Below are 25,089 nucleotides of genomic sequence, written 5' to 3' on the forward strand. Positions count from 1 at the left end.
ACTAAAAATCCAGATCTTGGATTTTTAGTCTAGATCGAGGTGGTGAGCGAGCCGCTGAGGTGACAAGGCAGCATGTAGAGCGTGTACAAGCTGATTCGACGGGCTCTTTTCCGGTTCGGCGGTGGGGACGCGGAGGTCGCGCACCACCAGACCACCACGCTGCTCGCCAAGGCCGCGCCGGTGCTCGGACCATTGGGGACAGTGCTGAACGTCGACGCGCCGGTGACGGTGTTCGGCGTGCGGTTCCCCAACCCAGTCGGCTTGGCCGCCGGAATGGACAAGGACGGCACCGCCCTGCACGCGTGGCCAGCTCTGGGATTCGGGTTCGTCGAAGTCGGTACGGTGACTGCGATCGCGCAACCCGGCAACCCGAAACCCCGGTTGTTCCGGCTTGTCGACAGCGAGGCCGTGATCAACCGGATGGGGTTCAACAACTCGGGCGCCGACGCGCTCGCCAGCCGGTTGCTGGACGGCCGGAAGCCCAAGGTGCCGTTGGGAATCAGCATCGGAAAGTCCAAAGTAGTCCCGGTCGAGCAAGCGGTTGAGGACTACCGGCAGTCGCTGCGGACGCTCTACTCGTACGGCGACTACTTCGCCGTGAATGTCAGCTCCCCCAACACTCCTGGGCTGCGTGGCCTGCAGGACCGCACGGCACTGAGCGAACTGCTGGCCGAATTGACGTTGGAGTGCAAGGCTTTGGCCGAACGAGACCGGTCCACACCAAGGCCGCTGCTCGTGAAGATCGCGCCGGATCTGACCGACGACGCGATCGCGGAAGTCCTTGAGGTGTGCGATGAACACGGTGTCAGCGGCGTGATCGCGACCAACACCACGCTCAGCCGTGACGGCATCGCGCCCGCGGATCAGCACCTGAGCGGCGAGGCCGGTGGGCTCAGCGGACGACCGTTGACCGTGCGTGCGCGTGAAGTCGTGTCCTTTGTGCACAAACAGACCGGTGGCAACCTGCCGATCATCGGGGTCGGCGGAATCATGGACGCCGACGACGCGGCACGGATGTTCGACGCTGGCGCCAGTCTTGTCCAGCTGTACACCGGCTTCATCTACGGCGGGCCGGGTCTGGTGCGCAGAATCAGTCGTTCCCGACGGTGACCGCGAATCCGCCGTTGGTGTTCCAGGTCATCTGATCAGGTGAACTTGGGCCCTTGGTTGTCCCGACGCACCCGCAGCCGCCGTACAACTGGATAGAGGACGACGATCACGAGCGAGCCCCACGCGACGCCGTGCAGCTCAAGTCCCCAGATAGAGACGGTCAAATCGCCAACCCCGGCGATGATGGCGGCGCCCGCGATCATCATCGTGACCGGGTTGGTCAGGTCGATTTTGCTCTGCGCCCAAATCCGGACACCGAGCATGCCGAGCAGCCCGAACAGACCGATGCCCAACCCGCCGACCACGCCAGGCGGCATCGTGTCGATCAGGGCGGTGAACTTCGGCATGAACGCGAGCAGCACCGCGCACACCGCGGCCATCGCGCACGCGGCTGTCGACAGCACCTTTGTCGCGACCATCAATCCGGTGTTCGCTGGGTAGGCCGTAGTGCCCGTACCGCCTGCGGCCCCGGCGAGTGCTGTCGAGATTCCGTTGGCGATCAACGTGTCACCGATGCTGGGGTCAAGGTCCTGCCCGCTGATCGCGGCAATGGCCTTGACGTGCGCAACCATCTCGGCGACCAGCACCAACACGACCGGCACCGACAACACCATCACCGACGGCAGCAGCTCAGGTGCGTGAAACTCCGGCACGCCAAACCATGGCGCGTTGATCAGCGCGTCGACCTTCGCCGTCTCTATGCGACCCGTCGCGATTGCGACGAGCCAACCGACACCCACCCCGACCAACAACGCGAGCCTCGCGAGCATGCCACGTGACAACACGAGACACAGCAGAATGGCTCCCACGGTGACCGCGCCTATGCCCGGCTGCGATTGGAACGGGTCCGCGGCGTACGGCGCCATGCTCAACCCGATGAGGAGTACAAGCCCACCGGTGACGACCGGCGGCAGCACTGATTCGAGGAGGCGTACACCCAACGCCTTGACCGCGATACCGAACACGATCAGGATGCCGCCCGCGACAACGACAGCGCCCAGTTGCGCCGCGACTCCGTGTTGCTTCGCCGCGACCAGTGGCGCCATGAACGCGAAGGACGAACCGAGGTAACCCGGCACACGGTTACGCGTGACGACGAGGAAGATGATCGTGCCGACGCCGGAGAAGAGAAGCGTGGTACTCGGCGGCAGGCCGACCGCGACCGGGACGAAGACCGTCGCACTGATCATGGCGGCGACGTGTTGCACGCCAAAGCCCGCCATCACCGGCCAGCTGAGTCGCTCACGGGCGCCGATCAGCTCACCGTCGCGTACCCGGCGTCCGTCGCCGTGTACGGACCACAGCATCACCGTCGCGTCCCTTCCCCGCTGAACCTTGCGGGCATACTGCCACGTCAGGTAGCCAAGGTTGGTACGTGACCCTCCTGTTATCACACGTTTGCCCTAGCGACCTGGCAGCAAGCTGCCGCAGCGCGACGCCGGAGCTACGAAGAGTGACCATGGCGACACTCACCGAGGTGTAGGGAGATTTCGGTGTGTCGGAACGGTGGACACGATGTGCCGCAACGGTGGACACGGTGTTCTGGAACGGTGGACACGGTGTGCCGGAATGGTGGACACGGTGTTTTTTAGCGGTCGGGGAAGATTTCTCTTAGGCCTACTGCCAGTCCGTGCAGGCGGTCTGTGGCGTCGGTGAGGGCGAAGTTGTCCGGGCTGCTGGACGAGCTGGCGGCGACGAGGCGGCCGGCGGCGGCGATGAGGGCGCCGTAACCCTCAAGGCCTTCCTCAAGCTGTTCCTTCATTCGAAGTACGCCTTCGGATAAAGCATGTCGGTCGGCCGCCGGTGCCATGTCACGGGCGCGTTCAACGGCTTGCAATTCGGCAGCCACTTCACGCAGTGCACTCGCGGCCTCCGCGCCTGATTGGCGCGCTTGCTCCACCGAGTCCGCTGGCACCGCACTTCTTGGCGAGCTGAGCTGGCGGAGTAAGTCCGCCAGCACTCGTTCTGCGTCCTGCAATCGCTCCATTGGTTCCCGGGCCGCGGACCTGGCAGGCGGAAGCGAAGGCTTCGCGGTGGGGGCCGGGGTGCGATTCAGCCTGCGCAGGCGGCCTCCGGACTTCGCCCCCAGCGCGAATGAGCCAAGGGCGAAGACGCCGATCACGGCACCCATCAGCATTGCTTCGACGCCAGCGGTCCCTGTGGCGATCACCGCGCCGACTACCGCGAGCAGCAAGCCGAGGAAGACGAAGAACCACATTGCCGCGGCCGCGCGTTTCTTGCGGCGTTCATGTTTGACCGCCGGGTCTCCGAAACGGGCCAGTTGGGCGCGGACCTGGTCGGCGACCTGGCCGCGTAGCTGCTTTTCCACAAGCTGGCGAAGTTCAAGGAAATCGCCCCTACGCGGCCTGTCCACAGGTCACATCCTTTGTAGTTTCAGTTGCCTTGCTGGTTCGCCCGCTGTTCCTGCGCCACTCGCTGCTGGATCTCGGCCTGGATGTTGGCCGTTGGGTTCGCCGCGGTCGGCTGGCCGCTGGTCACCTGCTTCGCTCCACCGGACATGGACGCGCGGATCTGCTCGAGCCGGGACTGGCCAGCCAGCTCCGAGGTGGAGGCCTGCACCTCCATCATCCGGCCCTGTACGGAGTTCTGTGCCAGCTCCGCCGATCCAAGCGCGGTCGTGTAGCGCTTCTCGATCTTGTCGCGGACCTCTTCGAGCGATGGGACGTTGCCGGGCGCGGCCAGTTCGCTCATCTGGTTGAGCGAGCGGGAGACCTGCTCCTGCATCTTGGCCTGCTCGAGCTGGCTGAGCAGCTTCGTGCGCTCGGCCAGCTTCTGCTGCAGGACCATCGCGTTGCGCTCGACTGCCTGCTTGGCCTGCGCGGCCGCCTGCAGTGACTGGTCGTGCAGCGTCTTGAGGTCTTCGATGCCCTGCTCCGAGGTCACCAGCTGGGTCGCGAAGGACTGCGCGGCCTGCTCGAACTGGCCTGCTTTCGCCTCGTCGCCCTTGGCGCGCGCCTCGTCGGCGAGCACGAGCGCCTGGCGGGCCGAGGCCTGCAGCTTCTCCACCTCGCCGAGCTGGCGGTTGAGCTTCATCTCCAGCTGACGCTGGTTTCCGATCACCGCTGCGGCCTGCTGCGAGAGGGCCTGGTGCTGGCGCTGCGCCTCCTCGATGGCCTGCTGGATCTGTACCTTCGGGTCGGCGTGCTCGTCAATCTTGGACGAGAACGACGCCATGAGATACTTCCAGAACTTCACAAAAGGGTTGGCCATCTCCTCCGCCTGCCTTCTTGCGTACTACGGCTGCCCACAGGCAACGACCCGGGTACCTGTCCTGGTTCCATCGTGTCAGGTGCGCGATTGTCGTTCCACCGGGCCCAGGGGTAAATCAGGGATGGCCCTGATCATTCCCCACGGGTCTGCCGGACGACAGTCAGTTGACCTCCTTGAGATCTCCGGAACCCCTGACATCGAACTTAACCCTGTTGCGCGCGCCTGGCCGCAGATTCATGCAAATGACAGACCGGCCGGGTCCCCATGCGGGAACCCGGCCGGCCTGCGTAGTAGTAGTTACGCCGCGAAAACGCTCGCCCTGGCGATGTCGGAACCGATCCGATGCGACAGCGTCGTCTGAATCCGCAGGTCGGAGAAGTTGTCGCCGACCACCGTGTCCAACCCGATGTCACCGGCACCCAGCAGCTCGTCCGGTACGCCAAGCGGTCCACCGTCGAGTCCAGCTGCCGACATGCTCGCTTCGCCGCCGCCACCGGACTGGGCCGGTGCGCTCGACGCGGGCTCCTCGCGCTTGGCCGCGGACTCCATCTGGGCCGATTCCAGAAGCTTGTCCGGGTCGATGCCGCTCATGTCGTTCGCGACGTTGTAGAGCAGCTCCGGCATCGGCAGCTCCAACGCGTCACAGATCGCGGCCAGCAGTTCACTGGACGCTTCCTTCTGCCCACGCTCCACCTCGGAGAGGTAGCCCAAGCTGACCCGCGCGGTCCGAGAGACCTCGCGCAGCGTGCGGCGCTGGATCGTGCGGGCATGACGGAGCCGATCACCGATCGCCTCACGCAACAGCACACTCATCGCGCCTCCCTTCACCGGCGGGCCCGTGCCGACAACGTTACCGACCCGGTAGGTCATCACGCATCGACTTGGCACGCCGTACGCCAAGGGCGAACGACTCAGCGTGGCGGAATGTTCCCCCGTCAGGGTGCAGTGCCACGCTCAGCGAGCAGGTCAACCGCCTTGCGCACGCTCGCCGCCCGTACTTCGTGCCGATCACCGGCAACAGTGATCGTCGCCACGTCCACGCCTGTCGGACCGGCGATGCCGAGATGGACGGTACCGGGCGCGACGCCGTCCTGCGGGTCGGGCCCGGCGACACCGGTCAGGCCGATCCCCCACGTGGCCCCGCAGCGATCCCTTGCTCCGGTCGCCAGTTGGACAGCGACGTCCGGATCGACCGCGCCGCGAGCCGCAAGCAATTCAGGGTCGACTCCGGCAAGTCCCCACTTGAGATCGGTCGCGTAGACCACGAACCCGCCGCGGACCACGGCGCTGGAGCCGGGCACGGTCGTCAACGCGGCCGCGACGAGACCAGCGGTGAGCGACTCGGCAGTGGCGACCGTCTCTCCCCGATCACGCAGCGATCCGATCAACGCGACGAGCTTGCCCTCGTCCAAGCCTAGAGCATCGGACAGAGGACTCACTCGGCAGCTCGCCGCGCGCGGATGCCCTTCGCGCGAAGCCGGAAGGCACGGAACACATAGTCGAGACCGGTGACCACGGTCAGCAGGACCGCGATGCCCATCAGCACCCAGTCGACCACGTCGAAGAACGCGGGCAGTGGCGCGAGGAAGAAGCCGATCGCGACTATCTGAGTGAGCGTCTTGGCCTTGCCACCGGGGCTGGCCGGGATGACGCCGTAGCGAATCACCCAGAAGCGCAGCAGGGTCACGCCGATCTCACGGACCGCGATCACGATCGTCACCCACCACGGCAGTTCGCCGAGGATGCTCAGGCCGAACAGGGCCGCGCCGGTCAGCGCCTTGTCCGCGATCGGGTCGGCGATCTTGCCGAAATCCGTGACCAGGCCATGTTTACGAGCCAGCCAGCCGTCGAGCTGGTCGGTGATCGAGGCAACCGCGAAGATGATCGTCGCCGCCAGCCGCCAGCCGAACGACAGACCTTCCGAAGTGAACAGCGCGACGAGGAAGACCGGGACCAGGATCAGCCGGGTGACCGTAAGGATGTTGGCCACGTTCAGCAAAGGCACCTGCCGCATCGGGACCACCGCCTCAGGCGCGGGTGCTGGCGCCTGTGTCTCGTGTGGATCGGCGGGCGCGGCGCTCACGTCACGACCTCAAGAGCACGAACGATCAGATCCACACCCTCAGCACCCTCGACACGGCATCGCACGAAGTCACCAACGGCAAGGCCGTCGCCGTCCTCGATCACGCATTCGCCGTCAACCTCAGGCGCCTGATGGGCGGCACGACCGATCACCTCGTCATCGGCCTGCTCGACCATGACGACAACCTCGTCGCCGACACGGTCCTCGGCGCGTTCCATCATGACCTGCTCGACCAGCGCGGATATCCGCGAAACCCGCTCGGCCACGGTGTCAGCGTCGTGTTTGTCCTCAAAACCCGCGGCTTCGGTGCCGTCCTCGTCGGAGTAACCGAACACGCCGACGGCGTCCATCCGCGCGCCGAGGAGGAACCGCTCGAGCTCCTGCAGGTCCTCTTCGGTCTCGCCGGGGAAGCCGACGATGACGTTGGTCCGGATGCCCGCATTGGGTGACAAGGCACGGATCTGCTCGGTCAGGCCGAGGAAGCTGTCACAGTCGCCGAACCGGCGCATCCGGCGCAGCACCTTGCCGCTGCCGTGCTGGAAGGACAGGTCGAAGTAGTCGGCGACGCCTGGCGTGGTCGCGATGGTCTTCACCAGACCCGGCCGCGTCTCGGCTGGCTGCAGGTACGACACGCGGACCCGCTTGACCCCGTCGACCTCGGCCAGCCGGGGCAGCAGCTTCTCCAGGTGGTCCATGCCGCGGCCGAAGTCCTTGCCGTACGAAGTGGAGTTCTCGCTGACGAGGAACAGCTCGCGGGCGCCGTTCTCGGCCAGCCACGCGGCCTCGGCCACGATCTCGTCCGGCGTCCGTGACACAAAAGCCCCGCGGAACGAGGGAATTGCGCAGAACGTGCACCGCCGGTCACACCCCGACGCGATCTTCAGCGCGGCGACCGGCGCGTCGTCCAGCCGGGTACGCATCACGCGCGGGCCCCACCCGTGTCCTGGCACAGCCAGTTCGGTCTCGCGCCGCTGCACCGGGCTGATCGGCAGCAGCGTGCGCCGGTCAACGGGAACGTGCGACTCGATCTGTTTGCCGTGCACCACCTCGTCGAGCCGCTCGGCCAGCTCCGGGTACTCGTCGAAACCGAGGACCGCGGACGCTTCCGGCATGCTCTCGGCGAGCTCCTTGCCATAGCGCTCGGCCATGCATCCGACCGCGACGACCTTCGCGCCGGTGTCGGCGGCGGCCAGCAGCGTGTCGACCGAGTCCTTCTTGGCCTGTTCGACGAAGCCACAGGTGTTCACCACGATCACCTCGGCGTCGTCCGCCTCGGACAGCTCCCAGCCACTGCCGGTCAGCCGACCGGCTAGCTCCTCGGAGTCGACCTCATTGCGGGCACAACCGAGGGTGAACATGGCTACGCGCCGCTTCGCGGTGGGGGAAGACACCGAATCAGAGTAACTGGCCATGGGGCATGACTCCGACCACACTACGAGCCCCTGCACCACACGGATGGGGCAACCGCGCAGGCCAGGGGTTAAGTTAAGCGGCAGGTCTCAGACAAACTGGCGGGTACGTGAACGACACGACTGTTGTGCGGCGCGCTCGCACCTCGGATGTCCGGGCGATGAAGACGGTCATCGATCGGTACGCAGGCAAGGTGCTGCTGGCGAAGCAACTGGTCACGCTGTACGAGGACATCCAGGAGTTCTGGGTGGCCGAGCAGGACGGCGAACTGGTCGGCTGTGGCGCGCTGCACGTCCTCTGGGAGGACATCGCGGAGATCCGCACGATCGCGGTGCTGCCGCAGACGCTCGGCAGTGGCATCGGCCACGTCCTGCTTGAGCGGCTCATCGCGACGGCGAAGGAACTGGGTGTGTCGCGCCTGTTCGCGTTGACGTTCGAGGTCCGGTTCTTCGAGCGGCACGGGTTCCGCGAGATCGAGGGCACGCCGGTCAGCCCTGAGGTGTACGAGGAGATGCTGCGGTCGCTCGACCAGGGTGTCGCGGAGTTCCTCGACCTTCCTTATGTCAAGCCGAACACCCTCGGCAACAGCCGGATGGTACTGGAGCTTTAACGTCCACTGTGGACCAGGAGGCTGGTGAGGTGGCGGCGCAGGATGGCCAGCGCGGTCTCCGGGTCCATCTGGGACGGGTGCAGGATCGCGTCCATCGACAGCCCGTCAAGCAACGCGCACAGGCGGCGGGCCTCTAGCGCGACATCGACATCCGGAGCGAGGCGGCCTGAGCGACGGCCGCCCTCGAAGATCCGGGTGGCCAGCGTGATCAGGTCTTTGTAGACCTCATCCGCGTGCGAACGCAGCGATGGGTGCGTTCGGGCAGCGTTGACGAAAGCCAGCCACACGACCACCTCCCGTCGCCGTTCGGCATCCAGGGGAAGCACCTCGGCGAGCATGTCGATGGCCACTTCAAGCCGATCGTCCGTGCCCTGGAGGCGCTCGAAGTGCGCTGACAACCGGTTGGCGACACGCTCGCTCATCGCCTTCATCGCGAAGACCATCAACTCGGCGTGATTGTCGAAGTAGTGCCGCACTGAGCCGAGGGCCAGGCCCGCTTCGGCGGCCACGTTGCGCAGCGACGCCTGCTCCAGACCATCCCGCTCGACCACGCTGAACAGGGCCTCCACCACGGCTTCCCGGCGAAGCGACGGATCGACGACTTTGGGCACACCTTTTTATAGCACGGCTGTGCTACTTTGATTTAGCACAGTCGTGCTATATCAATGGGAGGGTGCAAATGTGGGTGACTGTCATCGTGATCGCGCTGGTCATCGGGGTGATCGTGAAGCGCTTCCTTGGCGAGCCACTGAACGCGCGAGACGTCTTCGTTCCGCCGGTCGTGCTCACCGGGATCGGGGTGTATCACCTGGTCAAGGACGTACATCCGACCGGCGGCGAGATCGCGTGGATCGTCGTCGCCGCGCTGGTAGGCCTCGGGTTCGGCGCGATCAGGGGCCTGACTCCGAGGTTGTACGCCAAAGAAGGCCACCTCTGGCAGCGCTACACCGTGTGGACGCTCGCGGTCTGGGTGACGTCGATCGTGGTCAACTTCGGGATCGGCTTCCTCGCCACGACCGCGGGAGTCCCGACCGAGGCAAGGCCGATGACACTGTCCATCGGCGTCAGCCTCCTCGGCGAGGCGATCACGCTCGGCGGGCGCGCGCTGAAGATGAACGTCCCGTTCACGCCGGAGCAGGACATTCTCGATCGGATCAAGTCACGAATACGGTGAAAGCGGCGGTCCGGACAACGCCGCCAACGCGGAATTCCAGGAACAGCCGGTGCTCGCCGCGTTCGGCGAAGTTGGCCTGGAACGTCAGCTCCCCTTCCGGCAACGCCATTCCCAGGCGCTGCAACGGATGCAGGTGCGTGACCGAGTGCAGGATCGCGTTGAACCCGGTCAGGTGGCCGTAAGCCCCGAGGTGTTCTTCGGGCGCGGTCACGGGCGCGCCCGAGGAGTCGGTGAGGCGCAGCCGGATCGTGGACGGCTTGCCAACCAATGGTTTAGCCGCGCCTTCCGGCCTGGTCACGACGAAGCCATCGACCGAAGTGGACCCAGCGGGTTCGGGCAGCGGCACGAAAGTCGTGTCGCCGGGAATGATGAAAGCCGAGCCCAAGACGACAGGGTGCAACGGATCGCGTCCGATGAACTCGGCATACATCCGGTACGCGCCGCCATCCGGCACGGAAGCCGTGACATGCCAAGTGTCGCCGCGCAGCTCAGGGTGAACGTGTTGGTAGGACTGCATATCGTCCCGGACCACGAAGAAATGCAGCTGCTTGGTCTGGTTCTCCGGGAAAGACACCTCGGGCTTGCCCGATGGACCGATGATCTGGAAGGAAATGGGCACCGAGGCGCCGCGTTCCGATGGCACCACAACGGGTTGGAAGCGGAAACCGTCCTGATTGTCCGACAGGCCGTCGCTGTGCGGCACGACCGGCGGCGGCGCGACGTGGTGCACCACCGGCGAAGGCCGGGTCACGACATAGCCGACCGCGCCGAACACCAGCAGAATCAGGACAATCAAACCGGTCCGGGTCGCCCAGTGCAGTTGCCGCAACGCGATCCTCTATTCCACGGGATGTTTCACGAACAAGTGGGTCGGTAGTGCCACCCGACGGTCATTCGAGAGGAGGGAACGCCGGTCTGAGGGAGGGAATCGGCAGGGTGACCCCCTCCGCCAGACCGGCGTTCCGGTTCTTCAGCCAGCCAGGTTGGGCTTCACCAGCACGAGGCCTTGCTCGATGCCGCTGATCGCCACGATTCCACTGGCGAAGAACGGATAGTTGTTCCACGCGCCGTTGAAGCCGCTGCTGTTGTTGGCCGGGTAGATGTCGAAGAACGCCACCTCGCTCAGCTGGTTCTGCGCGATCCCGCCGATGTCCAGGATCCGCAGGCCCGCGCGGTAGTTCGCCTGGTAGCTGTACTTGCCGATGATGTACTGGTTGTGGTCGGTCGCCTGGATCGTCGGTGAGGTGTACACGCCGGTGTTGATCGGGTTGTCCAGGTCACGCACGTCCCAGATGAACGTCTTCGTGCCCGGCCGGTCGGTGTCGAGTTCGTCGTCGAGCAGCAGGCGCTGGTGGTCACCGGTCAGCCAGCCCTGGTGGCTGTAGCGCACTCCGGCGTAGCCAACGCGTGCGATCTGCCGTGGGGCCGACTTCGTCGTGACGTCCACAATGGTCAGCGTGTCGACGTTGTAGTTGAAGCAGATCTCACGGCCTTGGTACGTGGTGTCCGGGCCGCGGTAGGTCACGCACTGGTTCTCGTGCACGTAGCCGTCGTTGCTGACGCAGCCCGCGTTCACCGGGCTCTTGGGGTTGCGCACGTCGACCATGTGCACGCCGCCGTTGCAGGTGTTGGAGCCGACGGCGTAGATGAAGCCGGTCTCGTTGTTCACCGCGAGCGTGTGCGACGGGCCAAAACCGGTGTAGCGCGCGTCCGGCGTGAAGGTCTGCGGCGTGGTCACGGTACGCAGCCTGGTCAGGTCGAACACCTGCATGCCGTGGCCGCTGATGGAGTCGGCGCCGATGAAGGCGTGGTTGGCGTGCACCTTGATGTCACGCCACGAGCTGCTGGTTCCGTTGTGCGACGGCAGGTTTCCGAGGTAGCGGGGCGCGGTCGGCGTGGAGACGTCGATGAAAGCGGCGCCGTTGGACCGGCCGAAGATCACGTATTCCTTGCCGGTCGACGAGTCCGTCCAGCCCCACATGCTGTTGCCCTGGCCACCGCCGATGCTTGAGAGCGGCAGCACCGACAGCAGGTCCACGTTCTTGCAGGGGTACTGGTTGGCCATGCCGTTCACACACGGCACCGCGGCTGCGCCGGAGACTGCGGAGTCGCGGACCGGCGGTTCCAGGTCGGCCGCGAACTTGGCGTGTGCCGCGCGGCCTTCGGGCGAGTTGGGGTCGTGGGCCGAAGCCGGGGCCGACATGATCGCGACGACACCGGCGGCCAGCAGGGCCAGTCCGGTCAGCCGTTCCGGAAACCGCATATCAGTACTCCTCGACGCGGAGGCAGGACACGTTTGGGCGGTTTGACGGTAAATCGCCAACAACCGGACCCGGATGCGCCAATCGGCGGGAATCCGCAACTGTTAATTCACCAGATTTTCGCCTCTCACCTTCGTTGAACGGTCATCAACAAAGCGTTGGGGCGCAGAAAAGCCCTGGCCACTTCCCGTACGCGGTGCCCAGGAACAGGCAGGAGCTCCCAGTTCTGACAGACCGTCACCAACGCGGTGATCATCTCCGCGAGGGCGAAGGCCTCCCCGATGCACCGGTGGCGGCCAGCGCCGAACGGCACCAGCACGCCCGCCTTCGGCCACTCGCTGGCGCGCGGATCAAGCCACCGATCCGGGTCGAACCGCAAGGGATCGGTGAACAGCGCCGGATCGCGGTGCAACGCGGGCATGCTGATCATGACCTGCGCCCCGGGCGCGAGAGTCACATCGCCAAGCGTGACTGGCGAGATCGCCTTGCGCATCAGCAGCCAGACCGGCGTGTGCATGCGGACGGTCTCGGCGACCACTCGCTCCACATAGAGCAGCCGAGGAATGTCGGCCGCGGTGACAGGCCGCCCGCCAAGCACGGTGTCGACCTCTTCGAAAACCTTGTGCCGCACGGCCGGATCAGCGGCCAACTCATGGAAAGCCCAGGACAGCGTGATCGCCGTGGTGTCGGTCCCGGCCATCAGGATGTTCATCACCTGGGTACGGACCTCGGTATCGGTCATCTCGCTGGCCACCAGCATCGACAGCAGGTCGCCGTGGTCCGTGCCGGATTCCCGGTAGGCCTTGATGACCTCGTCGACGATCGTGGTCAGCCGTCGCAGACCCGCGTCGAACCGGCGATTACCGGGAGTAGGAATTCGTTCGTACACGTCCGGCACCATCGCGCGCTTGGTCACGCCGTTCAGAATCGGTCCGAGGGAACGACAGACCTCGCTGACCGCCGCAGTTCCGAGATCTGCCCGGAACAACGCCTTCGCGGTGACCGCGAGCGTCAGCTGGGAAATCTCGCGATCAAGCCGGACGACGTGACCCGGCCGCCATGAATCGACAAATTCGCGCATTTCCGAGCGCATGATGTCGACATACGCGGCCATCCGATCACGGTGAAACGCGGGTTGCATGATCCGTCGTTGCCGCATATGCGCTGGTTCGTCGGCCGTCGCCAAACCGTCGCCGAACAATTGCCGAGCCTTCGCAAATATCTGGCCACGGCCGAACCGATGCGCGTCGGTCACCAGCACCCGGCGAATCAGTTCGGGTGAATTGATCTGATGGATCGGCGTCGTGCCCAGATAGAACGTGACGACGTCGCCCTGCGCACGTAATCCCTGGATGAACCGCATCGGGCCGCGGGCAAGCGCGAGCGCATGCCCCAGCCCAGGCACGCGACCGGCCGCGACCGTCACCGCCCCACCCCCCGACTTTCAGTTAGCGATCAGGGCTTGCGCGCCACCGCCGCCAGCAGCGATGAATGCGCGGGCAGGTCACGGACCAGTTGAAGCCGCGTGTCCGGCCGCCACTGCGACGTGTAAACCACTCCAGGTTCGGCGACGTCAAGCCCGCTCAGCAACTCCTCGATCCAGTCACGCGACCGCGCCACACCCGCGCTCGACGTGGTCTTCGACAGCTCTACCAGCCTGTTCACCTCGTCCGCGCCGTCAGCCCCGCTGTCGCTGATGTGGGAGATCACGAAGTAGCTGCCTGGCACGACCGCGTCCATGTATGCCTTGACCACCCGGACGGCTTCCGCTGGGTCGAGCACGTAGTGCAGCGAGGACGCCATCAGCACCGCGATCGGCTCGTCGAAGTCCAGCAGTTCCCTGGTCGCGGGGTGATTCAGCACGACGCTGACGTCCCGCATGTCCGCGCCGACCATCTCGACGCCGTCCGTGCCGGACAGGATGAGGCCGCCGTGCGCGACCGCGACCGGCTCCTGCTCGACGTAGACCACTCGCGCGCACGGCTCGACCTCGCGCGCGACTTCGTGCACGCTCTTGGCCGTCGGCATACCCGATCCGAGATCGAGAAACTGCCGCACACCCGCTTCTGCGCAGAACCGCACGGCACGAGTCAGGAACTGACGATTGTGCCGAGCGAGTTCACGCACCCACGGCATTCGATCGATCGCCGCCTGCGCCATCATTCGGTCGATATCGAAATTCCAGCTCCCGCCGAGCAGATAGTCGTACACCCTGGCCGGACTCGCTCGCTCGACGTCGATGTCGGTCGGTATCCACGTCGCATGATCCGTCACTGTCGGTTCACGCCCTTCGCACATCACACCGGAAGGAATCGGAAAGGGACAAACGCTACCCGCAGACCCGATCGAAACGCAGAACACTACCCGATCGGATGACATGGGCCCGACTGGAGACATACTAGAGGTAGCATCTGCGCCTCGCATTCATCACCAATTCGGGAGATGACCTTTCCGTGCGACAGCGACGAACTCTTGTCGGTGTACTGATCTCCGCTTTCGCCCTTTCCGTCTCAACTCTCACCGCGTCCAACGCGGTTGCCGAACCGGCGCGCTGCGCGACAGTCAGCGTGCCGGTCATGCTTACCCTGCTGCCACAAACCGTCCGCGGGCAGATGTGCCTGCCCGCGGACGACACGCCTTCGACCGTGCAGCTCCTTGTCCACGGCGGCACGTACAACCGCGCCTACTGGGACATGTCCGATGGCTACTCCTACCAGCGCGAAATGGCCGCGGCTGGGCTCGCAACGTTCGCGATCGACTTCCTGGGAACGGGTGAAAGCTCACAGCCGTTGAGCACCCTGATCACGGGCCTGACCGCGGCGTCGGTAGTGCATCAGGTCGTCCAGAAGCTGCGGTCCGGAGTTGACGGGTACCAGTTCAGCACAGTGATCCTCGCCGGGCACTCGATGGGCTCCGGCATCGTCATCCTCACTGCGGCGACGTACCGAAGCGTCGACGGCGTGGTGCTGACGGGGATGACGCACTCGATGGACCTGGTGGCGCTGACCGGGATCTTCGTTGACGGCGTCCGCCCGTCACTGCTCGACCCGAGGCTGTCCACGCGGGCCGCGGATCCTGGCTACGTGACCACGCTGCCCGGCACTCGCGGGGTGTTCCACCTGCCCGGCGACTTCGTGCCCAGCATCCTTGACGCCGACGAGGGCACCAAGGACCAGGTGTCGGCCACAGTCGTGCCCGACCTGCTGACGCTGGCGTTCGAAGGCCCGGCCTCATTGGGCATCAACGTGCCGGTGCTGATCGCCAACGGCAGCAAGGACACGCTGTTCTGCGCGTACACGTGCTCGAGCGAAGCCGCGCTGCGGGCCGCCGAGGCACCGTACTTCAGCTCAGCCGCGCAGCTCAGCGTGCATCTGACGCCGGACGCCGGGCACTCGGTTGGCCTGTCGGTGCACGCGGACACGCACCGTGCGGCCATCCGCACCTGGATCGGAAGCCGCTTCGGCGACTGACCCGCCATGACCGCGCCTCAGCCATCCCGCAGGTCGTCCCGGGCCAAGATCGTCCGGCGATGGGCCGTCGCGGTCACTGCCGACACCCACATCCCACTGCAGGCCGATGAGCTGCACGAGCGGCTCACCGGTCTGCTCGACGACCTGCTCGACGCGCTCACCAGCGACCCGTTCACGCCCGATCCGGCGTTCTTGTGCGGTGTTCAGCTGGTGGAAATGCACTGCGGCACAGCCGAGAGCATCCGGTCCACAATGGATGCTCTCGGCGCCGGGCTTGCCGCGATGCCGGAACTCGCCGGACTGTCAAGGCGGACCGAACGGATCTTCTCCACGCTCGGTGCGATGGCCGCCGGATACAGCGAAGCGACCCGGCAATCCACGTTCGCCCAGCAAGAAGCCGTGCACCGGGCCTCGCTGACCGCGCTCGGCGACGTGCACCGAAAGCTGCGGGATGTCTCGGCCGAGCTCGACGAGGTGCTCAACGGGTGCACGGACGGCGTCGCGCTGATCAAGGAGGACGGCCGGTTCATCCGCGCGAACGCGGCGTTCCGGGAAGTTCTTGGCTACGAACCGAAAGAGCTCACCGACAAGACACTGTTCAGCGTGGTCCCACCGGAGGACGCCGGGCTGTTCCGCTCGCTGCTCGCCGGTGGTACCCGGCATTTCGAGCGTAAACAGCAACTGATCGGCAAGGACCAGCAGGTTTCGTGGACCAAGCTGACGCTGTCACGGCCAAGGCAAGCCGGGTTCGTGATCGTGTTCGAGGACCGGACCGAACTGGAACTGTTGCAGAGCCGGGTGAACCACATGTCGTTGCACGACATGCTGACCGGGCTGCCCAATCGCCAGTACTTCACGACCCGGCTGGAAACGGCGCTGCCGCGCGGGGTCACGCTGTGCCAGCTCGACATCGACGGCTTCGCCGCGATCACCCGTGGCCTCGGCAGGCAGATCGGTGACAACGTGCTGATGCACGTGGCGCAGCGGTTGCAGACCGCGGTGGCCGCTGACGACACCATGGTCGCCCGGTTCGGGCCGGACGAGTTCGCCGTGCTGATGCCGACCACCGCGCCGGAGTTGATCGTCCGGCATCTGCAAGAGGCGTTGCGGCAACCGATCGAGGTGTCCGGTCATCACATCGTGCTGAGTGTGGCCATTGGCGTGGTCAACGCGGTTGGCAGCGACCCTGGCGACGCGCTCGACGCGGCCGAACTAGCGCTTGCTCGCGCACAACGGCTCGGCCCGGGACAATGGTCCCTGTTCGGTCCGCAGGATCGTGAACACGCGATGGCGGCCGCGGTTCTGCCGACCGCGCTGCAGACCGGCCAGGTCGCCGTGCACTACCAGCCGCTGCATCGGTTGCCCGGCAAGCAAAGGGTCGGTTTCGACGCCGAGCTTTCGTGGGGCACTCTTTCGCATTGGGACTGTGTCAAGCGAGCCGAGAACTGGTTGCTGCGCACGGTGTGCTCGGCCGGTCCGGACCTGCCCGTGCACGTCGGCGTGAATTCCCCGGATCCCGGTGAGGTCAAACGGATCGCGGCCGAGACCGGCCGTGAGCTCGATCGGCTGTGTTTGAGTGTTCGCGGTGGCGACCAGCTGTTGCCGTTGGCGGATACCGGTGTGGGGATCGAGATCCGGGACTTCGACCTGACCGATCTTGCGTTCCTTGAAGCGTTGCCGATCAAGGCAGTTCGCCTCGATCGGCGCATGCGTCACCCCGGCGCCCTGACCACCAAGGCGTTGCGGCACGTGCTCACGGTCGTCCGTTCCGTTGGCGCGTCGGTCATTGTCGACGGCCTGCCGAGCTGGCGGGAGGCCGAGCGGTGGCGTGACCTTGGCGCGGACATCGTCGCGGTTGATCAAACGGGCCGGTAGGTGCCGAAATGCCAGTGGTTGCCTTCGAAGTCGCGTGCCGAGTACTCACGTGAGCCGTAGTCCATGTCGGTCAGTGGCATCGTGATCTCGGCGCCCGCCGCTTTCGCCCTGTCGTAATGTGCGTCCACATCGGACACTGCGATGTAGAGCGAGGCGGGCACGTACTTGAAGTCGGCGGACGGCGTGTAATCGAAGTCGTCCGGCGCGGAGTTGAGCATGATGATGCCGTCGTCGAAGCGCAGTTCGGCGTGGGCGATTGTGCCGTCCGGAGTTAGGTTCACGGACGATTTCTCGAAGCCGAAGGCCTCAACGAGCCAGTCGACGGCCTTCACGGCGTCCCGGTAGCGCAGCGTTGGATAGATCATGCGCGCAACGCTAAGCCGAGCCCGGCATGCCCGCTTGGAAAAATGGGATGCTGCCCGGGACGATCCCGGTGATCAGTTTGAAGTCCCGGTTGAGGTGGGACTGATCGAAGTAGCCGCACTCGTACGCGATGTCCCCGATCGACTTCCCGCCTGCCTGAAGCAGCCGCATCGCATGCCGACAGCGCAGCACCCTGGCAAGCGACTTCGGCGGCACGCCGATCTGCGAGCGGAACTGGGTCAGCAGGTAACGGCGGCTGCAGCCGAGCTCGTCGACGAGCGTGCCGATCGAGACCCGGCCTTGGGTTTCGGCGATCCGTTGCCACGCGTACTCGACCATGGGTGCGGGCGGACGGCCTTCGTCCAGCCATCGCGGCAGAACGGTGTCCATCACGGCGAACCGGCTTGGCCAGTCGGGTAGCTCAGCGAGGTGTTCGATCAGCCGCTTCGCCTTGACGCCGATCAGGTCTTCCAGATCGACCACGACCCCGGTGAGCACGTCCAATGGCACACCGAGCAGGCGGCTGGCGCCGAGCGGGCTGATCATCACCTCAAGGCCGTACTGCTCGCCGATGTACTCGGTGTCCGCCCAGGTGTCGCTGACCGTGGCGGCGAAACTGCCGACGCTTTCAATGGAACAGGCGCCGCCTCCTGCCACCTCGATGCGTGGCCCGAAGCTCATGATCAGGGCGACGTCCCCGGTCGGGACTTCCCTGCGGCGCACCGGGACCAGCGAGTTCTCTCGGTAACCGACGTACTGGCGGACCGTCGGGCGCAGTGGCGCAGCCGGCTCTTGGGACACCATTTCCCACCAGCCGGTTTCCATGAAAGACCGGAAAACCCGCACGATGTCTGTCTACCATGGGCCGAGTGCCGGAAATGATCATGCGTGGGCGACGGTTTTCGTATCTCGACGAGGGCGAAGGTGTCCCGGTGCTGGCCTTGCACGGCACCTTCGGGCGTGCCGAGATCCATCGGCCGCTCGCCGACATCCTCGGCCCCGGTTATCGCCTGCTTGCCCTTGACCAGCGCGGCCACGGGCTCTCGTCACACGGCGGGGACTTCAGCAAAGACGCGTTCGTGCAGGACGCGGCAACGTTCCTGCAGAGCTACGGTCCCGCGATCGTATTCGGGCATTCACTCGGTGGGGTGCACGCGTACCAGCTCGCGGCTCGGCACCCCGATCTGGTGCGCGGACTCATCGTCGAGGACATCGGTGCGGTCACCGAGCGGCCCGAGGTCGCCCAGCCGACGGTGGACATCGGCTCGTGGCCGAGAATCACCCGGACGAGGGACGAATTCGTCGAGTTCTTCTCGGTCCTGCCGGATCCCGGCTACTTCCTGGCCAGTCTCGTGCAGACAGCCGAGGGCTGGCGGATGCTCTACGACTACGACGACATGATGGCCGTACAGCAGGCCAACGTCGGTCGTTGGTGGGACGACTGGCTGGGATCGTCGTGTCCCGCGTTGCTGCTGCGCGGTTCGGAAAGCTTCATGCTGTCCGCGGCACAAGCGCAGGACATGCTCAAGCGCCCGAACACCCAGTTGGTGGAGTTTCCCGGGGCTGGTCACTGGCTGCACACTGATGATCCAGAACGGTTCGCGCGGGTGATCCGCGAATTCGTTGCGAGTACTAACTTCGATCTGTGACTACTTCGCACGGTCCGCTGACCGGTGTCCGGGTGATCGACCTCGCGTCGGTGGTGATGGGCCCATACGCCGCCCAACTTCTCGGCGACATGGGCGCGGACGTGATCAAAGTGGAGCCGCCCAGTGGGGACCTGACCCGGATCACGCGGCCACAGCGCAATCCCGGCATGGGCGCGCTTGCGTTGAACGTCAACCGGAACAAGCGCGGGATCGTGCTCGACCTGAAGACACCGGCCGGCCAGGAGGCGCTGCTCAAACTGGTTTCCGGAACGGACATCCTGCTCACCAACATGCGGCCGGGGGCGCTCAAGCGGCTGGGACTGGACTACGAACGGCTTTCCGCGGCCAATCCCAAGCTCATCTACTGCAACGCGCAGGGGTTCCGTACCGACTCGCCACAGGCCGGACTGGCCGCGTACGACGAGATCGTGCAGGCATCGTCCGGTTTGGTCGACCTGATGCGCCGGGCGACCGGCACACCCGACTATGTCCCGTCGATCCTCGCCGACAAGGTCAGCGCGCTGACGATCACGTACTCCGTGCTGGCCGCCTTGGTGCATCAACGCGCGACTGGGCAAGGCCAGCAGGTCGAGGTGCCGATGACCGACACATTGCTGGCGTTCACCATGATCGAGCACCTCAGCGGCCAGACGTTCGAGCCGCCGGTCGGGCCGACCGGGTTCAACCGTGCGATGGCCAAGCCGCATCGGGCTGTGCGGACAAAGGACGGTTGGGCGTGCATCCTGCCGTACACCGACAAGAACATCGCCCAGTTCTTCCTCGCGGTCGACGAACCCGCACTCGCGGCAGACGAACGTTTCCAGGACCACGAGCAGCGGGCCAGGAACTATTCGCAGCTCTACGCACTCGTCGAAGAGTTCGCTGTACGGCATACAACGGCTGAGTGGCAAGAGATCTGCGAGGCGCGCAGCATTCCGTTCGCGCCGGTGCTCGAGCTGGATCAGGCGGCCGACGATCCCTACTTCGAGCCACTGATCAAACGGGCGGTTCACCCGACCGAGGGACCGTACCGGCAGATCGGGTTTCCGGTCCGGTTTTCGGCCACGCCCGCGACCATTCGTGAACATTGCCCGACGCTCGGCCAACACACCGAGGAAGTCTTGACGGAACTTGGTTTGAACCACCCGGAAAGAGGGTAGCGCCGGGGCCGATTGATCAGCAGAGTGAGGCACAGCTCGACAAGTCCACAAAGGAGTCAGACGTGCCGAACCTGCTCAAGCGCGCCACAGTACTCACCGTCAGTGCGATCACCGCGATCACACTCGGCACCGGAACGGCCCACGCGGCATTAACCCCGTCGCAACTGGCCGCGGTGACGGACGACTATTCCTTCTCGAAATCGCTGTCACAGTTCAGCTCGATCCGCAACGGCCGCCCATACGCCGACCAACTCGACTGGTCGTCGGACGCATGTTCATGGTCGCCGGACAAGCCACTGGGCTTCGACTTCGTGCCAGCCTGCCACCGGCACGACTTCGGCTACCGCAACAACAAGCGCCAAGGCCGCTGGAACGCCGACAAGAAGCTCAGGGTCGACGACAAGTTCAAGGCCGACATGTACGGCATCTGTGGCGGCAACGTGATCTGCAAGGGAACGGCCAACCTGTACTACTCCGCCGTCCGCAAGTGGGGCACCTGATCAAGACTCGTGAGTGGTTATCCGCGTTCTAACGCGGATAACCACTCACGAGGTCCTTTCAAGAAGGGCGAACAGGTTCTCCCAGTGGCGCTTCTCGCCTGCCTCGTGGTACATCGGCGTGTCCGCCATGGTCCAGCCGTGCGGCGAGCCTTCGTAAATCTCCGACCGGTAGGTCACGCCTGCTTCGTCCAGCGCTGCTTCAAGCACCTTGACTTGATCCGCGGTCATCGAATGATCCTGGTCGGCATGCGCGAAGTACGCCTCGCCGGTGATGTTCCCAACGCTGAGGTGCGGGCTGTCGGCTTCGTCCGTCGCCAGGCGTCCACCGTGGAACGAAGCCACAGCTTTGATCCGGGACGGGAAAGCCTCGATCGCGCGCAGCGCGTTCGTGCCGCCCATGCAGTACCCGACGACGACCACTGGCTCAGCGGAAACTCCTGGCTGCGCGGCGAAGAAGTCCAAGTAGGACTCCGTGTCCCTGGCAAGTGCCGCTGCGTCCAACTGCTGGATGAACGGCATGATTTTGCCGAACAACGCGCCGCGCTGGTCCGGGTCCTGCAGTGCCGACAGGTCGAACTGCGGGCAGGGTCCGCCTCGGTACAGGATGTTCGGCGCCAGCACCGCGTAGCCCTGCGCCGCGATGCGGTCGGCCATTTCGAACAACCTTGGTCGCAGGCCGAAGGCGTCTTCGAAGAACAGCACTCCCGGACGCGGCCCGCCTTCCGGTACCACCAGGTAGGAATCGGCGATTCCGTCCTTTGTGGGCACATCGACCATCATGCGAGAACTCCTGTCGCCAGAACCACTCGCGACATTACTCCTCATCCTCATCCGGCGACGGTCCACCGCCGCGGATGGAGAACAGCACGTTTTCCAGTTCTTCCGGTTTGACCAGAACTTCGCGTGCCTTCGAGCCTTCCGACGGGCCGACAACGCCCCGGCTTTCCAGCAAGTCCATCAGCCGCCCGGCTTTCGCGAACCCGACGCGCAGCTTTCGCTGCAGCATCGACGTCGAGCCGAACTGCGATGTCACGATCAGCTCGGTCGCCTGCAGCAGCACGTCGAGGTCGTCGCCGATGTCGGCGTCGATCTCCTTCTTCTGGCCGCCGCCGGCGGTTGTCACGCCTTCGGTGTACTCCGGCTGCGCCTGGTCCTTGGTGAACGCGACGATCGCCTGGATTTCCTCGTCGCTGACGTACGCGCCCTGAACGCGGATCGGTTTCGACGCCCCCATGGGCAAGTACAGGCCGTCGCCCATGCCGATCAGCTTCTCGGCGCCCGGCTGGTCGAGGATGACTCGCGAGTCGATCAGCGACGACGTGGCGAACGCCAGCCGCGACGGCACGTTCGTCTTGATCAGACCGGTCACCACGTCCACCGACGGCCGCTGGGTCGCGAGCACCAAGTGGATGCCCGCGGCACGGGCCTTCTGGGTGATCCGGACGATCGCGTCTTCCACGTCCCGGGGCGCGGTCATCATCAGGTCCGCGAGCTCGTCAACGATCGCCAGGATGTACGGGTACGGCCGGTATTCACGCTCGCTGCCGGGCGGCGCGGTGATCTCGCCGGACTTCACCTTCTTGTTGAAGTCGTCGATATGCCGGACCCGGTTGACCTGCATGTCCTGGTAGCGCTGCTCCATCTCCTCGACGAGCCACGCCAGCGCGGCCGCTGCCTTCTTCGGCTGCGTGATGATCGGCGTGATCAGGTGCGGGATGCCTTCGTACGGCGTCAGCTCGACCATCTTCGGGTCGACGAGGACCATCCGCACCTCGTCCGGGGTCGCCCTGGCCAGCAGCGACACCAGCAGCGAGTTGACGAAGCTGGACTTACCCGAACCGGTCGATCCCGCGCACAGCAGGTGCGGCATCTTGGCGAGGTTCGTGGTGACCATGTTGCCTTCGATGTCCTTGCCGAGGCCGACGACCATCGGATGCGGGTCGTTCACCGCGACCGGCGAGCGCAGGATGTCGCCGAGGCGGACCATCTCGCGGTCGTTGTTGGGCACCTCGATACCCACCGCCGACTTCCCGGGGATCGGCGCGAGCAGCAGGATGTTGTCGGTGGCCACGGCGTACGCGATGTTCTTGGTCAGCGCGGTGATCTTCTCGACCTTCACGCCAGGGCCGAGCTCGACCTCGTAGCGGGTCACGGTCGGGCCCCTGGTGAAGCCGGTGACCTGCGCGTCCACGTTGAACTGCTCGAGAACGCCGCTGATCGCCTCGATGATCATGTCGTTGGCGCGGCTGCGGCTCTTGGGCACGTCGCCCTCGGTCAGCAGGGTCGGCGGCGGCAGCTCGTAGTCGCCTTCCACGACCCTGGTCGCGGCCATCGGAAGCTTTTCCTGGACAGCCTGCTTCTTCGGCTTCGGCTCACGCGGCGGCTTGGGCGGCGGCGCGGGCTCCTCGACGGGCATGGCCGCCGCGGGTTCCTCCACCGCGGGCTCGTCGACCATCGAGGCCTGGCGGCGCCGGGACGGGCGGCGAAGCTTGACCTCGGCGGGTTCGGCCTGCTCCTCTTCCTCGGCGACATCGTCCGGGTCACGGCCGAGCTCACGCAGCCGGTTCGGGATCTCCTTGATAGGCGTGCCGGTGAAAAGCAGGATGCCGTACGCCAGGGCCAGGATGAGCAGCGGCAGCGCTACCCACGCTGTGACACCTGCGGCGATCAGGCCACCGGAGAGGTACCCGAGCCAGCCGCCGCCGAACATCTGCTCCGCGTTCGTCTCACCGCCGTTGAGCAGGTGCAACATGCCGAGCAAGGCGAACGTCATCAGCAGGGAGCCGATCACGAGCCGCGCTCTGGCGTCCGGCTTGGGTTCGGTGCGCATCAACGTGACACCGATGACGATGAGGACCAGCGGCAGCGCCACCGCGCCAGCGCCGATGACTGAGCGGACACCGATCTCGACGTACCGGCCAACCGGACCGGCGGCGCGCCACCACACCGCGGCCCCGATGATCACGGCCATCGCGATGTAGAAGAACGCGACGCCGTCGCGCCGATGCGCGGGTTCGACGTTCTTGGTCTTGCCAAGGGTGCGCACGAGCCCGCCAACGCCCTTCGCCAGCAGGTTCCAGGTGCCCTTGACGGCCTTACCAGCGGTTGCTTTGGATTTCCTGGCTGGGGCAGCCTTTTTCGCCACCGCGGCGGGCTTCTTACGTGCGGTGGTTCGCTTGGCGGTGGTGGACCGGCTCGTCGCCATGCGTCCCACGGTAGTCGCCCTCGCCTCTCTGGTCCCAAATGTCACACGCCAGCCCAGGTCACACGGCCATGACCCGGGCATGCCATGCTCCGCACCATGGTTGCGCTGTACCGGGACGGACACGAGCCGACACGCCGCGCGGACGGCGAGGCATCCGCGCCACCGATCTGGCGGGCGATGCTGGAGATCGACCGGGCCGTCGTCGCTGGGGTCGGCAAGCTCGAAGTGACCGGTTCCGTACCCCGTGAGCTGCGAAATGGCCCGCTCGTGATGGCCGCGAACCACATCGGCGTGTTCGACGCGCTGGTGTTGATGAAGGCGTGCTACTCGATCGGCATCGCGCCAAGGTTCATGCTCGCGGGTGGCCTGCTCGACACGCCCGTGCTCGGCTGGGCGCTGCGTGAGGCGGGACATCTGCGGGTCGAGCGGGGAAAGTCGACCGTGCTCGAGTCCTTCGCGACTGCCGTGGAGTCGATCAAGTCCTCTGGGGTGCCGCTGCTGGTGTACCCGGAAGGCCGGATCACGCACGACCCCGGGATGTGGCCGGAGCGCGGCAAGACCGGTGTGGCCCGGATCGCACTGGCCGCGAACGCGCCGGTGATCCCGATCTCGCAGTGGGGCGCGCACGAGGCTGCGTACTGGGGCACGGAGACCGTGACCGGCTGGGACGACGTCAAGCCGGTACTCACGTCATTCCTGCGGGCCCTGCGTCAGCGACCGAAGTTCAAGGTCCATTTCGGCAACCCGGTGGACCTTTCGGACCTGTCGGCGACCAAACCCGGTGACGCCGTGCGCGCCCACAAGCGGATCATGCAGGCGATCACGGACAACTTGGTGCCACTGCGCCCGGACGAGCCGGACCTACCGAAGTTCCACGACCCAACCCGCCCAACGGACACCGTTTCCCCATGGCGAACCTCGTGAGTGGTTAGCAGGGTTAGAACACGCATAACCACTCACGACCCACACGCTGGGAAAACGCCGTGAC

At 65.5% G+C, this 25,089-nt stretch carries 25 protein-coding genes; 9 read left to right on the forward strand and 16 right to left on the reverse strand.

Annotated elements, in window-relative coordinates:
• Positions 1–81 precede the first annotated feature (81 nt).
• On the forward strand, positions 82–1,110 hold the full coding sequence (locus tag LWC34_RS32630) for a quinone-dependent dihydroorotate dehydrogenase (protein WP_233729128.1): 1,029 nt from the start codon (positions 82–84) through the stop codon (positions 1,108–1,110).
• Positions 1,111–1,145: 35 nt separating this feature from the next.
• Here LWC34_RS32630 and LWC34_RS32635 read toward each other — a convergent pair whose 3' ends face one another.
• The 7 genes from LWC34_RS32635 to rimO form a co-directional block, all read right to left on the reverse strand.
• Positions 1,146–2,417, reverse strand: coding sequence for a uracil-xanthine permease family protein (locus LWC34_RS32635; RefSeq protein WP_235730366.1), 1,272 nt, complete (start codon positions 2,415–2,417; stop codon positions 1,146–1,148).
• Between the two features lie 281 nt (positions 2,418–2,698).
• Positions 2,699–3,484: a phage shock envelope stress response protein PspM gene (pspM, locus tag LWC34_RS32640; RefSeq protein WP_233729130.1), complete on the reverse strand. Its 786-nt coding sequence runs from the start codon at positions 3,482–3,484 to the stop codon at positions 2,699–2,701.
• Between the two features lie 20 nt (positions 3,485–3,504).
• Entirely contained in the window at positions 3,505–4,341 is an 837-nt protein-coding gene (locus LWC34_RS32645; protein WP_233729131.1) for a PspA/IM30 family protein, read from the reverse strand.
• Positions 4,342–4,638: 297 nt separating this feature from the next.
• Positions 4,639–5,154: a helix-turn-helix domain-containing protein gene (locus LWC34_RS32650; RefSeq protein ID WP_233729132.1), complete on the reverse strand. Its 516-nt coding sequence runs from the start codon at positions 5,152–5,154 to the stop codon at positions 4,639–4,641.
• A gap of 122 nt (positions 5,155–5,276) precedes the next feature.
• Positions 5,277–5,753, reverse strand: coding sequence for a CinA family protein (locus LWC34_RS32655; protein ID WP_233729133.1), 477 nt, complete (start codon positions 5,751–5,753; stop codon positions 5,277–5,279).
• Between the two features lie 23 nt (positions 5,754–5,776).
• Positions 5,777–6,424, reverse strand: coding sequence for a CDP-diacylglycerol--glycerol-3-phosphate 3-phosphatidyltransferase (gene pgsA, locus LWC34_RS32660; protein ID WP_372496675.1), 648 nt, complete (start codon positions 6,422–6,424; stop codon positions 5,777–5,779).
• On the reverse strand, positions 6,421–7,836 hold the full coding sequence (rimO, locus tag LWC34_RS32665) for a 30S ribosomal protein S12 methylthiotransferase RimO (RefSeq protein ID WP_233729134.1): 1,416 nt from the start codon (positions 7,834–7,836) through the stop codon (positions 6,421–6,423). Before rimO ends, pgsA begins: the two co-directional genes overlap by 4 nt.
• Before the next feature lie 107 nt (positions 7,837–7,943).
• Between rimO and LWC34_RS32670 the strand changes: the two genes are divergently transcribed.
• Positions 7,944–8,444 (forward strand): amino-acid N-acetyltransferase, encoded by a 501-nt coding sequence (locus LWC34_RS32670; protein ID WP_308200173.1) that lies wholly within the window; start codon positions 7,944–7,946, stop codon positions 8,442–8,444.
• On the opposite strand, the gene LWC34_RS32675 is transcribed toward LWC34_RS32670, so the two are convergent.
• Positions 8,441–9,055, reverse strand: coding sequence for a TetR/AcrR family transcriptional regulator (locus LWC34_RS32675; RefSeq protein ID WP_233729135.1), 615 nt, complete (start codon positions 9,053–9,055; stop codon positions 8,441–8,443). The two genes, LWC34_RS32670 and LWC34_RS32675, sit on opposite strands and share 4 nt — an antisense overlap.
• Before the next feature lie 68 nt (positions 9,056–9,123).
• Here LWC34_RS32675 and LWC34_RS32680 point away from each other — a divergent pair, with 68 nt between their 5' ends.
• Positions 9,124–9,618 carry a CcdC protein domain-containing protein gene (locus LWC34_RS32680; protein WP_233729136.1) on the forward strand — a complete coding sequence of 165 codons (495 nt, stop codon included), beginning with the start codon at positions 9,124–9,126 and terminating at the stop codon, positions 9,616–9,618.
• Here the strand turns inward: LWC34_RS32680 and LWC34_RS32685 are convergent.
• From LWC34_RS32685 to LWC34_RS32700, 4 genes are all read right to left on the reverse strand, one after another.
• Positions 9,599–10,447 (reverse strand): DUF8832 domain-containing protein, encoded by an 849-nt coding sequence (locus tag LWC34_RS32685; protein WP_233729137.1) that lies wholly within the window; start codon positions 10,445–10,447, stop codon positions 9,599–9,601. The two genes, LWC34_RS32680 and LWC34_RS32685, sit on opposite strands and share 20 nt — an antisense overlap.
• A gap of 141 nt (positions 10,448–10,588) precedes the next feature.
• Positions 10,589–11,881 carry a choice-of-anchor B family protein gene (locus LWC34_RS32690; RefSeq protein ID WP_233729138.1) on the reverse strand — a complete coding sequence of 431 codons (1,293 nt, stop codon included), beginning with the start codon at positions 11,879–11,881 and terminating at the stop codon, positions 10,589–10,591.
• Between the two features lie 125 nt (positions 11,882–12,006).
• Positions 12,007–13,305, reverse strand: a complete 1,299-nt coding sequence (locus LWC34_RS32695) for a cytochrome P450 (protein WP_233729139.1) — start codon at positions 13,303–13,305, stop codon at positions 12,007–12,009.
• Positions 13,306–13,334: 29 nt separating this feature from the next.
• A complete protein-coding gene (locus tag LWC34_RS32700) occupies positions 13,335–14,153 on the reverse strand; it encodes an SAM-dependent methyltransferase (protein ID WP_233729140.1) in 819 nt (272 codons plus the stop codon).
• A 179-nt stretch (positions 14,154–14,332) separates the two neighbouring features.
• Here LWC34_RS32700 and LWC34_RS32705 point away from each other — a divergent pair, with 179 nt between their 5' ends.
• Together LWC34_RS32705 and LWC34_RS32710 are read left to right on the forward strand one after the other, a co-directional pair.
• Positions 14,333–15,349, forward strand: coding sequence for an alpha/beta hydrolase (locus LWC34_RS32705; protein WP_233729141.1), 1,017 nt, complete (start codon positions 14,333–14,335; stop codon positions 15,347–15,349).
• Between the two features lie 6 nt (positions 15,350–15,355).
• Positions 15,356–17,224, forward strand: coding sequence for a diguanylate cyclase domain-containing protein (locus LWC34_RS32710; RefSeq protein ID WP_233729142.1), 1,869 nt, complete (start codon positions 15,356–15,358; stop codon positions 17,222–17,224).
• Here the strand turns inward: LWC34_RS32710 and LWC34_RS32715 are convergent.
• Both LWC34_RS32715 and LWC34_RS58230 read right to left on the reverse strand, forming a co-directional pair.
• Complete coding sequence (locus tag LWC34_RS32715; protein WP_233729143.1) at positions 17,209–17,589, reverse strand: VOC family protein; 381 nt, start codon at positions 17,587–17,589, stop codon at positions 17,209–17,211. The two genes, LWC34_RS32710 and LWC34_RS32715, sit on opposite strands and share 16 nt — an antisense overlap.
• A 10-nt stretch (positions 17,590–17,599) precedes the next feature.
• Entirely contained in the window at positions 17,600–18,433 is an 834-nt protein-coding gene (locus LWC34_RS58230; protein WP_233729144.1) for a helix-turn-helix transcriptional regulator, read from the reverse strand.
• A 32-nt stretch (positions 18,434–18,465) separates the two neighbouring features.
• Between LWC34_RS58230 and LWC34_RS32725 the strand changes: the two genes are divergently transcribed.
• The 3 genes from LWC34_RS32725 to LWC34_RS32735 all read left to right on the forward strand — a co-directional run bounded on the left by LWC34_RS32725 (position 18,466) and on the right by LWC34_RS32735 (position 20,896).
• On the forward strand, positions 18,466–19,236 hold the full coding sequence (locus LWC34_RS32725) for an alpha/beta fold hydrolase (RefSeq protein WP_233730914.1): 771 nt from the start codon (positions 18,466–18,468) through the stop codon (positions 19,234–19,236).
• Entirely contained in the window at positions 19,233–20,396 is a 1,164-nt protein-coding gene (locus LWC34_RS32730) for a CaiB/BaiF CoA transferase family protein (protein WP_233729145.1), read from the forward strand. Before LWC34_RS32725 ends, LWC34_RS32730 begins: the two co-directional genes overlap by 4 nt.
• Positions 20,397–20,458: 62 nt before the next feature.
• Positions 20,459–20,896, forward strand: coding sequence for a phospholipase (locus tag LWC34_RS32735; protein WP_233729146.1), 438 nt, complete (start codon positions 20,459–20,461; stop codon positions 20,894–20,896).
• 45 nt (positions 20,897–20,941) lie between these two features.
• Here the strand turns inward: LWC34_RS32735 and LWC34_RS32740 are convergent, their stop codons facing one another.
• Together LWC34_RS32740 and LWC34_RS32745 are read right to left on the reverse strand one after the other, a co-directional pair.
• Positions 20,942–21,676: a dienelactone hydrolase family protein gene (locus LWC34_RS32740; protein ID WP_233729147.1), complete on the reverse strand. Its 735-nt coding sequence runs from the start codon at positions 21,674–21,676 to the stop codon at positions 20,942–20,944.
• Positions 21,677–21,710: 34 nt separating this feature from the next.
• Complete coding sequence (locus LWC34_RS32745; protein WP_233729148.1) at positions 21,711–24,101, reverse strand: FtsK/SpoIIIE family DNA translocase; 2,391 nt, start codon at positions 24,099–24,101, stop codon at positions 21,711–21,713.
• 96 nt (positions 24,102–24,197) lie between these two features.
• Between LWC34_RS32745 and LWC34_RS32750 the strand changes: the two genes are divergently transcribed.
• Entirely contained in the window at positions 24,198–25,025 is an 828-nt protein-coding gene (locus LWC34_RS32750; RefSeq protein WP_233729149.1) for a lysophospholipid acyltransferase family protein, read from the forward strand.
• Positions 25,026–25,089 lie beyond the last annotated feature (64 nt).

Origin of the sequence: Kibdelosporangium philippinense (genome assembly GCF_021390435.2) — a bacterium.
Taxonomy (GTDB): Bacteria; Actinomycetota; Actinomycetes; order Mycobacteriales; family Pseudonocardiaceae; genus Kibdelosporangium; species Kibdelosporangium philippinense.